Source organism: Martelella radicis (assembly GCF_014196625.1).
Classification (GTDB): Bacteria; Pseudomonadota; Alphaproteobacteria; order Rhizobiales; family Rhizobiaceae; genus Martelella; species Martelella radicis.
Map to the genome: position 1 here is coordinate 38217 of NZ_JACIDZ010000022.1, position 12824 is coordinate 51040.

Annotated in this window: 12 protein-coding genes; 7 read left to right on the plus strand and 5 right to left on the minus strand. The window is 62.2% G+C overall.

From position 1 onward, the window contains the following. Positions 1–10 precede the first annotated feature (10 nt). The 4 genes from GGR30_RS21635 (at position 11) to GGR30_RS21650 (ending at position 3469) form a co-directional block, all read left to right on the plus strand. Positions 11–985, plus strand: coding sequence for a carbohydrate kinase family protein (locus GGR30_RS21635; protein ID WP_183491067.1), 975 nt, complete (start codon positions 11–13; stop codon positions 983–985). Beyond that, positions 964–2364 (plus strand): sulfatase family protein, encoded by a 1401-nt coding sequence (locus GGR30_RS21640; protein ID WP_183491069.1) that lies wholly within the window; start codon positions 964–966, stop codon positions 2362–2364. Before GGR30_RS21635 ends, GGR30_RS21640 begins: the two co-directional genes overlap by 22 nt. An 80-nt stretch (positions 2365–2444) precedes the next feature. After that, entirely contained in the window at positions 2445–3128 is a 684-nt protein-coding gene (locus GGR30_RS21645) for a helix-turn-helix transcriptional regulator (protein ID WP_246414099.1), read from the plus strand. Positions 3129–3148: 20 nt separating this feature from the next. Continuing rightward, entirely contained in the window at positions 3149–3469 is a 321-nt protein-coding gene (locus GGR30_RS21650; protein ID WP_183491071.1) for a tetratricopeptide repeat protein, read from the plus strand. Between the two features lie 3 nt (positions 3470–3472). Here GGR30_RS21650 and GGR30_RS21655 read toward each other — a convergent pair whose 3' ends face one another. Genes GGR30_RS21655 through GGR30_RS21665 form a run of 3 tightly spaced genes read right to left on the minus strand, consistent with a single transcriptional unit; the run spans position 3473 to position 5007 of the window. Next, the gene (locus GGR30_RS21655; protein ID WP_183491074.1) at positions 3473–4015 is read right to left on the minus strand and encodes a flavin reductase family protein; all 543 of its coding nucleotides are present in this window, start codon (positions 4013–4015) and stop codon (positions 3473–3475) included. Further along, positions 4012–4353 carry a ferredoxin FdxA gene (fdxA, locus tag GGR30_RS21660; RefSeq protein ID WP_183491076.1) on the minus strand — a complete coding sequence of 114 codons (342 nt, stop codon included), beginning with the start codon at positions 4351–4353 and terminating at the stop codon, positions 4012–4014. Before fdxA ends, GGR30_RS21655 begins: the two co-directional genes overlap by 4 nt. A gap of 51 nt (positions 4354–4404) precedes the next feature. Beyond that, the gene (locus GGR30_RS21665) at positions 4405–5007 is read right to left on the minus strand and encodes a superoxide dismutase (protein ID WP_183491078.1); all 603 of its coding nucleotides are present in this window, start codon (positions 5005–5007) and stop codon (positions 4405–4407) included. A gap of 372 nt (positions 5008–5379) precedes the next feature. Here GGR30_RS21665 and GGR30_RS21670 point away from each other — a divergent pair, with 372 nt between their 5' ends. Continuing rightward, entirely contained in the window at positions 5380–5787 is a 408-nt protein-coding gene (locus GGR30_RS21670) for a group III truncated hemoglobin (protein ID WP_183491080.1), read from the plus strand. A 93-nt stretch (positions 5788–5880) separates the two neighbouring features. On the opposite strand, the gene GGR30_RS21675 is transcribed toward GGR30_RS21670, so the two are convergent. Continuing rightward, complete coding sequence (locus GGR30_RS21675; RefSeq protein ID WP_183491082.1) at positions 5881–7830, minus strand: alkyl/aryl-sulfatase; 1950 nt, start codon at positions 7828–7830, stop codon at positions 5881–5883. A 167-nt stretch (positions 7831–7997) separates the two neighbouring features. Between GGR30_RS21675 and GGR30_RS21680 the strand changes: the two genes are divergently transcribed. Continuing rightward, on the plus strand, positions 7998–8765 hold the full coding sequence (locus GGR30_RS21680) for a helix-turn-helix domain-containing protein (protein ID WP_183491084.1): 768 nt from the start codon (positions 7998–8000) through the stop codon (positions 8763–8765). A 69-nt stretch (positions 8766–8834) separates the two neighbouring features. Here GGR30_RS21680 and parC read toward each other — a convergent pair whose 3' ends face one another. Then, complete coding sequence (gene parC / locus GGR30_RS21685; protein WP_183491086.1) at positions 8835–11114, minus strand: DNA topoisomerase IV subunit A; 2280 nt, start codon at positions 11112–11114, stop codon at positions 8835–8837. Between the two features lie 208 nt (positions 11115–11322). On the opposite strand from parC, the gene GGR30_RS21690 reads away from it, so the two are divergent. Further along, the gene (locus GGR30_RS21690) at positions 11323–12558 is read left to right on the plus strand and encodes a hypothetical protein (protein WP_183491088.1); all 1236 of its coding nucleotides are present in this window, start codon (positions 11323–11325) and stop codon (positions 12556–12558) included. The last annotated feature ends 266 nt before the right edge of the window (positions 12559–12824 follow it).

The window sequence follows — 12824 nt, forward strand, 5'->3', positions numbered from 1 at the left end:
GGCGAGCGATATGAACAGCAGCTTCAGGCCATCCGACGCGCCGCGCCCGATCGCGGTCATCGGCAATGCCAATCTCGATCTCGTCACCGGCAGCATCGATGACTGGCCGGACTGGGGCACGGAGGTCTTTCTGGAAAAGTCTGACTTCCGCATCGGCGGCTCGGCGGCCAATACCGCGCTCGTGCTGCAGCGCCTCGGCCAGACCGTCGGCCTCGTCTCGGCAACCGGCAGCGATGCCGCGGGCGCAATGATCACGCGACAGTTCTCCGGCCCGCTCGACAGGGTCGAAACCCGGCCGGGTCCGACCTCGATTTCCGTCGGCGTGCTGCAGACCGGCGGCGAGCGCAGTTTCTTTTCCACCAACGGCCATCTCGACGGGCTCGATGCTGCCTACTTTTCCAGCGCCCTTGAGGACTGGCCGCTGAAAGGCGCGATCGCGCTCGTTTCCGGCGGTTTCGCCCTGCCGGGACTCTTCGACGAGCATACGGCCTTCCTTGAGCGACTGAGGGCGCGCGGCGCGACCATCGCCATTGACCCCGGCTGGCCGGGCGAAGGCTGGAGCGACCTCGCGATCGAAAAGGCCCGCGAATGGATTGGCCTTGCCGACCATATTCTTCTCAACGACAAGGAAGTCCTTGGGCTTTCCGGCGAGAAGACCGTCCATGCCGCCTGCCGCGCGCTCAGCCCGTTCATGCGGTCGGACGCGGTGCTCGTGGTCAAGCGCGGCGCCGACGGTGCTGCCTGCTACCATGCCCGCGACTACCTGGTCGAACATGCCGAGCCGCTCGCGGTGATCGACACGGTCGGCGCCGGCGATGCCTTCAATGCCGGCTATCTGAGCGCCGTCGCGGAAGCTGCCTCCGACCGTGCGGCGCTGCGGCGCGGCATTGATGTGGCCGGCGCGGTGATCAGCGAATTTCCCCGCAGTTCCGCCCCCCTCAGCCTTCAACGGAGCCAGCAATCATGCGCAATATCCTCCTTCTGATCGCCGACGATCTGGGGCGCATGACCGGCTGCTACGGCGAGACGGCGATCGCGACGCCCAATATCGACAGTCTTGCCGCGAGCGGCACGCGCTTCGACATGGCCTTCACCTCGACCGCCTCGTGTTCCGCCAGCCGTTCGGTGATCTATACGGGGCTCCACACCCATGAGACCGGTCAATACGGCCTCAACCACGACCACCACCATTTCATGACCTTCGATCATGTGGACACCGCGCCGGCGCTTCTGAACGCAGCCGGCATGAAGACCGGGATCATCGGCAAGGTTCATGTCGGGCCTGACGCGGTCTATCCCTGGCAGGTGCGGGAGGAAAGCTGGGAACGCGACGTGCGCTGGTCGGCAGACCGCGCGGCCGCCTTTTTCGACAGCGCCAAGGCCGAGCAAAAAACCTTCTTCCTCACCATCGGCTTCATCGATCCGCACCGCGATGAAACCCGCGGCGGCTTCGGCAATGACCGCGTCTATCCCGGCGTAGAGGATCGCGTCTTCGCGCCGGAAGATGTCACCGTGCCGCCCTTCCTGACCGACCTGCCGGAAGTGCGCCAGGAGCTTGCCGACTATTACCGTTCGATTGACCGCCTCGACCAGGGCGTCGGCATGGTGCTGGATGAACTGGAGCGTTCCGGCCTTGCCGATGACACGCTCGTCGTCTTCCTCTCCGACAATGGCTCGCCCTTTCTGAATTCCAAGACCACGCTTTACGATGCCGGCGTGCACCTTCCGCTTATCATGCGCAGACCCGGTGGGCGCGCTGGCGTTGAAAACCCCAATCTCGTATCCTTCACCGATATTTTGCCGACCTTTCTCGACTGGACCGGCCACAAGCCCCCGCCCGGCGCGCGCAAGGGCCGTTCGCTGCTGCCGATCCTTGACAGCGAGACACTTGAGGACGACTGGCAGGCCGTGTTCGGCTCGCATACCTTCCACGAGGTGACGAATTACTGGCCGACGCGCTTCATGCGCACCACGCGCTACAAATATCACCGCAATGTCGCCTGGCAGCTCGATTTCCCCTTTTCCGGCGACCTCTACGGCTCGCTGACCTGGGAGGGGATCCGCAATCAGGACCCGGCGATGATCGGCGGTCGCTCGGTGAAGGACTATGTCCGCCGTCAGCCGGAGGAGCTCTATGATCTGGAGACCGATCCGCACGAGGTCAACAATCTGGCCGGCGACCCCGGCCACCGCGACCGCCTGCTTGAAATGCGGGCAGCGACCGAGGCCTGGCAGAAGGAGACCGGCGACCCCTGGCTCTACCGCGACGGCGTATCGCTCAGAGCCATCGAAAAGCACCTCGAAGCCGGCTTGGCCGTACCCGACCGGTTCGACTTCGACCCGGACAATCCGGGTTCTCGCTAGCCGATCCGATTTACAAAGCCATTGCTTTGAAAAGGCGGGGCCGTTATACGGGTCGGGTGACACACAAGACCCGATGAAGCATGGCACGCGACACCGAGACCAATCCCCAGAACAGCACTCCGAGCGCCGGGTATACGACCCGCAGCGCCGGCGACCGCATTCTCATGCAACTGAAAATGCATGGCGGGCTGACGGCGGCCGAGCTCGGAAAGCGCCTCGGAACCACGGGCGAAGCCGCGCGCCAGCAACTGGCCCGGCTTGCAGAAACGGGGCTCGTTGAGCCCGAAAGCCGGCGTTCCGGCGTCGGCCGCCCGCGCCAGGTGTGGAGCCTGACGCCAGCCGGCGAGGCGCGTTTTCCCGACACCCATGCGACGCTGACGGTGGAGCTTCTGGAGAGCATTCGCGCCGAGCTTGGCGAAGCCGCGCTCGAGACGGTGATTGCCGCGCGCGAACGGCGCACCGGCGGCCTTTACAGGACCGCGATGGAGGGCTGCGACAGCCTGGATGAAAAGCTCGCCGTGCTGACCCGGCTGCGCTCTGCCGAGGGCTATATGGCGGACTGGTACGCGGCGGAAGACGGCACGCGCCGCTTTGTCGAGCACCATTGCCCGATCTGCGCCGCCGCCACCGCCTGCCAGGGGTTCTGCCGCTCGGAACTCGCGATCTTCCGCCAGCTTCTCGGCCCCTCCGTCGACATCCGCCGCGACGAGCACATCGTCAAGGGCAGCCGGCGCTGCACCTATGTCGTGAGCGAGACCCGATAGAAATGGGAAAGGAAAGCTGCATGCCTGCCGGAATTCGCGAGGCGCTGGAAAAACAGGTGGCCGAGGGCAAGGACAACGCGCTCTGCCGGTTGACGCTCGGCCGCATTCTCGCCGGCGAGGACCGGCTTGACGAGGCGATCGCCCATCTTGTCCGCGCGCTAGAACTCGACCCCGATTATTCCGCCGCCTATTCGGCGCTCGGCAAGGCCTATCAGCGCAAGGGTGACACCGCGCGCGCCATCGAGACTTTCGGGAAAGGCGCCGACGTCGCCACCCGCAAGGGCGACCTGCAGGCCGCCCGGCAGATGCAGGTGCTGCACCGCAAGCTGAACAAGGGCTGACGTTCAGCCGAGACCCCGATAGCCGCGACCGTGCCAGATCAGCGGCGACGCCCCCTCCTCCCGCGCGATTTCGGCGATCGAGCCGGCAAAGAGCACATGCGTGCCGGTATCGATCCGGCCGATCACGTCGCAATCGAGCGCCGTCATCGCGCCCTCGAGTTTCGGATTGCCGGAGGTCCACGCCGTCCACGTCCCGCATTTGAAGCGGTGGGCGGGCGCGATGCGGCCGGCAAAGGCATCGGCCACGGTCCATTGCGTCGCCGAAAGCATGGCGAGCGAGAACGCGCCCTTCTCCGCAATCAGCCCCGCCAGATGCGCGCTGGCGTCGATCGACACGAGGATGGAGGGCGGCGAGCCGCTGAGGGAGAAGACGGCGGTCGCGGTGCGGCCGGAGCGTTCCCCCTCAGAGGCCGCCCCCACGATGCAGACGGTTGCGGCAAGCGAGGCCATCGCATCGCGGAAGTCCTGTTTTTCGATCGGCGTTCGGGCCGGTTTTCCAAGCGGCATCGGCCGCGCGCCATGTGCGGCAAAGGCATCGACCGTCATGATCCCTCTCCCGGTTTTTCGGAGAAGAGATCGCGAAATTTGTTCGGCACGCCCTCCATCTCCTTGGCATTTTCAGGCGGCGTGCCCTTGGCGATGATGTTCGGCCAGACTTCCGCATATTTCCGGTTCAGTTCGATCCAGAAATCGAGATCCGGGCCGTCGACATCGGGCACGATCGCCTCCACCGGACATTCGGGTTCGCACACGCCGCAATCGATGCATTCATCCGGGTGGATGACGAGAAAATTCTCGCCCTCGTAGAAACAGTCGACGGGGCAGACCTCCACGCAATCCATGTGCTTGCAGGCGATGCAGTCTTCGGTAACGACATAGGTCATGGGATCAGCGGGCGCCGCACGCTGCGGAAGGCGCGGCGCCCGTCCTTTTCATCAGCCGAGATTGGCTTCGGCGAATTCGTAATTGGCGAGCTTGTCGAGGAAGTTGCCGACATAGTCGGGGCGGCGGTTGCGGAAGTCGAGATAGTAGGAATGCTCCCACACATCGAGGCCGAGCAGGACCTTGCCCTCGCCGGTGGCGAGCGGATTGGAGCCGTTCGGGGTCTTCGCCGTCTTCAGCTTGCCGTCCTCACCCAGCACGAGCCAGGCCCAGCCGGAGCCGAACTGGCCGACGGCGGCCGCCTTGAAGGCGTCCTTGAAGGCATCGACGGAACCGAAATCCTCAACGATCTTGGCTTCCAGACGGCCGGGCATGCCGCCGCCATTGGGCGAAAGAGCGTTCCAGAAATGCAGGTGGTTCCAGTGCTGGCCGGCATTGTTGAAGACCGGGGCGAGATCGGCCTTGTCCTTGGAAAAGGCGATGATTTCCTCAAGCGACTTGCCCTGAAGATCGGCATTCTTCTCGACGAAGCCATTGAGCGTCGTCACATAGGTCTGGTGGTGCTTGCCGTGATGCAGTTCCAGCGTCTCCTGCCCCATGCCGCGGTCGGCAAGGGCGGAATGGGCATAAGGCAGAGCGGGCAGTTCAAAAGCCATTTTGTTTCTCCCGTGATTGCGCGCCGAAGCGCGCCGGTTTATTTAACAAGCAATGCCTTTGAAAATCATCGGCGCAAATATGTCAAGCGATGACTTGGAAAATTAGAGGGATGCGACGACGATGCCCGCCTCCAAAACGATCTCCCGCCCCCTTGAGGGGGAGATGCCCGACAGGGCAGAGGGGGGTGAACCTTTTCAGAGAGCACGGAGTTGTCGGCCGATGCCCGACACCCCTCTCTGTCGCGTTCGCGACATCTCCCCCTCAAGGGGGGAGATTGATGACCGCGACGCCAGCGCCTCGCCGCCGCCAGGACATAGAAAGCGAACAGCCGGACGCCGCCGAAGGCCAAACGAAACGCGCAAGGAAAACCAATGCAGCAAACACCTATCACCGAAGCGCTGATCCGCACGGTCGTGACCGAATTCTACGCGAAGGCCCGCAAGGACGCGCTCCTCGGCCCGGTTTTCAGAGGCGTGGTGCCGGACGAACACTGGGCCGCGCATATCGCGACGATCACCGATTTCTGGAGTTCGGTCTTCCTGAAGACCGGCCGCTACCAGGGCCGGCCAATGCCCAAACACCTCGCCATCCCGGAGATCTCGGACGACCATTTCCGGCGCTGGCTGACCCTTTTCGGCGAGACGGCGGAGGAGGAATGCGACCCCGAAACCGCCGCACGGTTCAAGGAGCGGGCCGCGAAGATTGCCAATGCGATGCGAATCAATATCGCGATGCAGCGCGGGAAAAACCTGGTGGAGATGCGATCGCTGGAAGGATAATGGGCGTCAGGACCAAAATGTCTTGGAGGATGCCGGTGTTTCCGCCGGCATCCGGATTGCAAATTTTTCTTATTCTTCGGAATAGTTCCGGGACTACGGCGTAACGATATTGAACCAGAACTCGAATGTGTCGAGCAGAGCCACGAAATTTTCGACCTGCTGCCGGTCGCCCTCGACCATCACCGACCCGTCGTCGATTGCCCCCATCATGGTGACCTGGCCGAGATTGATACTATCAAGCACCGAACGGTCGAGCGTCACCGTCGCGTCGACATCGTCGCTCTGGCTGTCGAGCGTGTAGTTCATCACGCCGTTGGTGACGGTGACGACGAATTCCTCGCCGACATCCGGCATGACGAAGTTAAGCGCGATCTCCTGGCCGGCCGCTTCCGGATGGTTCAGCCGGACAGCGAGATAGTCGAGATAGGTACCGAGCGGCAGGTTGCGGACAATATCCGGCGAGGCAGTGGCCGGCGTCGCGGCTTCGATAACACCGTCACGCAGTTCCTTGGCGCCAGACAGATAGAAATTCCGCCAGGGGCCACTTTCGGCCTGATAGCCCATCTGCGCCAGGGCATCGGCCAGGAAGTTCCTGGCCTCCGCATTGTCCGGATCGGCAAAGACCACATGATTGAGAGCTGTGGCGACCCAGCGGTAATTGCCTGCCTCATAATCGGCTCTCGCCTTCTCGATCACGGCATCCGCACCGCCGGCATATTCCACGAACTTCGTGCCTTCCTCGACCGGCGGCAGCTCATTGAGCTCGGAGGGGTTGCCTGAGAACCAGCCGAAGTAAAGCTGGTACTGCGCCTTGGCATTGTGGCTGACACTGCCATAATAACCGCGATTGGAGAATGTCTGCGCCAGGCTGTCGGGAAGCGTCAGCTCCTCGGCAATCTCCAGCATGGTCTCACCGCTATTGGCAAGACGAAGCGTCTCGTCGTGGATATAGCGGTAGGTATCGCGCTGCCCCTTCCAGAATTCGATGATTTCTTCGTTGCCCCATGTCGGCCAGTGATGGCTGCCGAAGCTCACCTCGACCTCGCCGCCGAAACGGTTGATCGTATCATTGATATATTTGGCGAAAAGATCGCCAGAACGTACCTTGGCGCCGCGCAGCGTGTAGAGATTGTGCAGGGTGTGGTTGATTTCCTCGGCCTGCATCATCGCCTTGAACTGAGGAATATAGAACATCAGTTCCGCTGGCGCCTCCGCCCCCGGCGTATTCAGGAAGATCATCTCGATGCCGTCGATCGTCTCGGTCTGCGGCGTTTCGCTGATCGTCAGCGTCGGCTCCACGATGGTCACCGTGCCGGCTGCCGTCGTCGTGCCAAGACCGGAACCAAGCGAGCCTTCCGGTCCTTTTTCGACAACGTTGCCATACATGTAGGAGGCCCGCCTGCTCATCGTGTTGCCGGCAATCAGGTTCTCGCTGACTGCCTCCTCGAAAAAGCCGACGGGCGCGACGACGGGAATGCCGTTCGCCTCCATCTCCTCAGGCGTCGTGATCCCTTTGACGCCGCCGAAATGGTCGACATGGCTATGGGTGAAAATGATGCCGGTGACGGGCAGATCCTCCACATGTTCCCGCAAGAGTGCAAGCCCGGCCGCAGATGTCTCGTCGGCCGTCAGCGGATCGACAACGATCCAGCCGTTCTCGCCGCGGATGAAGCTCATTACCGCCAGGTCAAAGCCGCGCACCTGGTAGATGCTGCCCTCGACCACTTCGAACAGGCCGTGAATGGCATTGAGTTCGCTCTGGCGCCATAGGCTCGGATTGGCCGTCGGCGGCGCATCACCTTCAAGAAAATCGAAGGCAGCCATGTCATATACGGGGGTGCCATCCGGCATGGTGATTTGGTCGCTGTCGAGCGTCGCGATCAGTCCGCGACGCGCATTTTCAAAATCTGTGTCATCGTCGAAAGGCAGATAATCGAGCAAGGCATCATTAGCCTCGATGGTCGTCTGTGTCGCGTCTTGCGCGTTTGCGGTGGCGGCCAGACCCAGAGCGACACCGCTCACCGCCAATAAAAATCGAAACATCACAATTGCTTCCTCATGTTTTCATTGTTAAATCCAGTAGAAACCGCAACCGCACCGATTGCACCGGAATTGTCGTTCGCATCCAGCTTGTTTTAGTGTATGTTTAACCAATGCTTCCGACCTCCTCATCTGAGGATATTGATGAAATAAGCTGCGGAGGCGGCGCCGTGAGCTCAGAAATTGAACAGGCGATTGAATTAGTGTCGCATCAGGGCTGGTATTCCGAGTGTGGACCGGCAACCCGCGCGCTTCTGACCACGATCATGAAACTTCGCCGATACGCGCCGGGCGAGGCGATCTATCTCGTCGGCGACTGGGCGGACGGCGTCTACGGCCTCACCTCGGGCGGGATCGATATATCCATTCCACGGGCGGACGGTCTGGACTTCACCTTCCACCGCGCCGAAAGCGGCTTCTGGATCGGCGATCTGGCGATGATCTCAAAGTCGAGAAGGCTGGTATCCATCTATGCGGCGGAAGAGGTCACTATGCTGCATATGCGCGCAACCGACCTGAGTGTGCTCTTGCATAAGCACCCCTCCCTCTTTCACGACTTCTACAGGCTAAGTTACCAGAACTTCGCGGTCACCTTCCAGCTCCTGTCCAACATCTCCATGGCCTCATCGGAAGGCCGTGTGGCGCTGCGCCTTCTACTGCAGCTAGAGAATGCGCCGGACCCTCGCGGGCGGATCAGGATTTCGCAATCGAAACTGGCGGAGATCGTCGCCCTGTCGGCGCCCACGCTTCAGCGTGTACTGAGACGCCTGAAGGATCTTGGGTGCATCGAGCAGCGCTACGGCGAAATCCACATCACCAACCGCGCTGCCCTGCTGAAAGTCTGCGGCGAAGGCGCCGGCCTCGGTTCCTTTACCCGCGGTCCCGACTATATCCCGCCGCCTCAGCCGACCACGCTCGACCTGCCGCCGAGAGTTTGAGGTTCGAATGACACCGACGCGGAGCATGCTTCGGTCCGGAAAGACGAGTGATACTGGAGAGCGCCGGCACTACCCCCGAAACGTCCCGTTCCGCGGAAATCCCTTCGGCGCGATCCTTCCGGCGGTGGCGCGGTCGCCGCGCCATTCCATCAGTTCGTCGACATTGCGGGTGTGGGTGCGGCCCGCGCTGTCGGTCCAGGTGAGGCCTTCTTCCAGCGCGAAGCATTTGGCGTCCGAAAGGCCGCCATCCTTGTAGCGCTGCAGGCGCACGCCCTTGCCGCGCGCCATCTCGGCGATCTGCGACAGCGGGAAGACGAGGAGTTTGCGGTTTTCGCCGATGACGGCGACGTGGTCTCCGGTCGCGGGTGTCAGCAGCTTCACCTCCACGGGCATCGTCACATTCATCACCTGCTTGCCCTTGCGGGTATTGGCGACCATGGCGTCCTCATCGACGATGAAGCCGTTGCCGGCGGTCGACGCGATCAGCATCTTGCGGCCGGGCTCGTGCACGAAGGCGGTGACGACGTCCTGGTCGGCGTCGATATCGACCATGATGCGAAGCGGCTCGCCATGGCCGCGCCCGCCCGGCAGCTTGTCGGCGCCGAGGGTGAAGGCCTTGCCGCCGGTGGTGACGATCAACAGCTTGTCGGTGGTCTGCGCCGGGAAGGATAGCTTCAGGCTGTCGCCATCCTTGAACGACAGGCCGGAGGCATCGACATGGCCCTTCAGCGCCCTCACCCATCCCTTTTCCGAGATGACGATGGTGACCGGTTCCTTCTCGATCATCGCCTGCTGGATCGCCTCGACATCGGTCTCCGGCGCATCGTCGAAGGTGGAGCGGCGGCGGCCGAGCTCGGTCGCCTTGGCGAAGGTCTTCTTCACCTCGCCGATCTCCCAGGCAACCGTCTGCCACTGCTTGTCCTCGGAGGCGAGCAGCGCCTCGATATCGGCTTTTTCCGCCGTCAGCGCGTCGAATTCCTTGCGGATTTCGATTTCCTCGAGCTTGCGCAGCGCGCGCAGCCGCATGTTGAGGATGGCTTCCGCCTGCACGTCGGTGATCTCGAAGCGCTCGATCATCACCTGTTTCGGCTCGTCCTCCTCGCGGATGATGCGGATCACCTCGTCAAGGTTCAGATAGGCGACCAGGAGGCCGCCGAGGATTTCCAGCCGCCGCTCGATCGCCGCCAGCCGGTGGCGCGAGCGGCGCTGCAGCACCTCGCGGCGGTGGCCGAGCCATTCGGTGAGAACATCGACGAGGCCCATCACCTTCGGCACCTTGCCTTGGGAGAGCACGTTCATGTTCATGGAAAAGCGGCTCTCCAGATCGGTGAGCTTGAATAGCGATTCCATCAGCAGCGCCGGGTCGACGGCACGCGATTTCGGCACCAGCACGACGCGGATGTCTTCCGCCGACTCGTCCTGGATATCTTCGAGAAGAGGCAGGCGGCGGGCGATCAGCAGTTCCGCGATCTTCTCGATCAGCCGCGATTTCTGCACGCCATAGGGAATTTCGGTGACGACGATCTGGTAATTGCCGCGCCCGAGATCCTCTTTCTCCCAGCGGGCACGCACGCGAAAGCCGCCGCGCCCGGTCTTGTAGGTTTCGACCATGCTGTCGAAATCTTCGACGATGATGCCGCCGGTCGGGAAATCCGGCCCCTGGATCATGTTCGCCTTCGGCCCGTCGGCGTTCGGCAACGTCATCAGGTCTTCGACCGTTGCATCCGGATGCTTGATCAGGTGGATAGCCGCCTCGCACAGCTCATGGGCGTTGTGCGAGGGAATGGAGGTCGCCATGCCGACGGCGATGCCGGTCGAACCGTTGGCGAGCAGGTTCGGGAAGGCGCCGGGCATCACCACCGGCTCCTCGTCCTCCTCGTTATAGGTCGGACGAAAGTCCACGGCGTCCTCGCCGATGCCTTCCAGCATCAGCGCCGCCACATCGGTCATGCGCGCCTCTGTGTAGCGCATGGCCGCCGCGCTGTCGCCGTCGATATTGCCGAAATTGCCCTGGCCGTCGACCATCGGATAGCGCTGGGCAAAGCTCTGCGAGAGGCGCACCAGCGCATCATAGATCGAGGCGTCGCCATGAGGGTGGAACTTACCCATGACGTCGCCGACGATGCGGGCGCATTTCTTGTAGGCGGAACCCGGGCGCACCCCGATCTCGCTCATGCCGTGGATGATGCGGCGGTGCACGGGCTTCAGCCCGTCGCGCACATCCGGCAGGGCGCGGTGCATGATCGTCGACAGCGCATAGGCGAGATAGCGTTCTTCCAGCGCCTTGCGCAGGTCCACGGCATCGATGTGGTTGTCGCCGTCATCCGGCGGAAGAATTTCGTTTCCCATGGGGTTTTGTTAGTGGATGCAACCGGCTCCCGCAAGGCGCGAGTGGGCCCAATCCCCTGAAAACACGGGGGCTCGCGCGCGAAAACAGACGTCTCCGGCGCAAGGCTGGCCACTGTGACGCGGGCACATCTTTTCTGGCAGAATTGCAATTCGGTCCTATATGCCGAATAACATGATCCAGAATCAGACCAATCCCGGGAGTGACACCATGCGCAAAGCGCCTTTCCGCCATTTTCTCCTCGCCGGCAGCTTCCTGGCAGCAACGACGGTTCCCGCCTTCGCGCTCGATGCCGAAGACATGCTCTCCAAGCTCAATGCCGCCTCGATGGCCCAGGGCAGCGTCGGCTTCACCTATGACGATGTCGAGGAAGGCGACGACGGCGACATCACGGTTTCCGGCGTGATCTACGGCCCGCTTGCCGAAAGCCCGGATGCGCCGGTCGAGATCGAACAGGTCGCGCCGGTGACGCTCAACTTCGAGGGCGTGAAGGAAGACGGCAATGGCGGCTACACTATCAACAAGGTGTCCACCTTCGATCTCGCCTTTGCCGCCGATGAGTTCGAGTTCGACATCGGCTCTTTCACCCAGGAAGACATCAGGGTTCCGGCAGATCCGGACGCGGATATGATGTCGGGCATGAACTATGCCGGCTCCACGCAAGCCACCGACATCACCTTCACGACCAACGGTCATCAAGTGGCGACGATCGAGAACGCCAGTGCCGACCAGACTATCGAGGCCGGTACGAAAGCGAGCTTCCTCGGCACCGTTTCCGGCATCGCGATCGACCTTTCCGGCATCGACGACATGGAGGACGAGGCGCGCGATACGCTGACGGCACTTGACCTGATGGAGATGCATGCAGCCGTGACCCTCAGCGGCGACTGGGACATGCAGTCCGGCGACATGAACTTCTCGACCTATGAGATCGCGGTCGAGGATGTCGGCACGCTCAATATCAGCTTCGGTATGACCGGCCTGACGCTTGAGACCATGGAGACGTTCCAGAAGCTGGCCGAGGAAGGGCAGAAAGCGCAGGAGATGGACTCCGCCGAAGCCGGCGACGAGCAGAACCCCTCCCAGCAATATCTTCTCGAACTCGGCCAGAAGATCGGGCTTTCCGAACTCCGCGTCAGCTTCACCGACGATTCGATCACCACGCGGGCGCTGCAATATGCGGCCGAAAAAGAAGGCATGATCGCCGAGGAGATGGCCGACAAGATCGAGGTCGATCTCGGCGCGAGCCTTTCGGCGATGAATGTGCCGGGCCTCGCGGACATGGTGACCACCGCCGTCGGCACCTATTTCTCCGATCCGCAGAATATCTCGGTGTCCATCAAGCCGCAGATGCAGATGCCGATCCTGGCCGTCGTCATGGCCGGCGCCGCCGCCCCGCAATCGATCCCGCAACTGCTGAACCTGCAGGTTACGGCAAACGAATAGACCTATTTGCATGCCCCGGCGGAAAACCCGCCGGGGCTCGGACTGCTGACGCCTGTGGGAGATGCAAGAAACCTGATCCCCATTCTCCGTCACCCCGGCCTTGAGCCGGGGTCCAGGGCCGCAAGAAAACCTTTTGCCACAGTGCCTTACGCGCCACGGCCCTCACTATTTGGCCCTGGCAACTGTATTGTTTTGTACCTGTTCAGGCTGGTTTGTACATGGTCTGATCTCTTAGCATTGCGTTTGCAAGGGTTAGGATTTTTCGT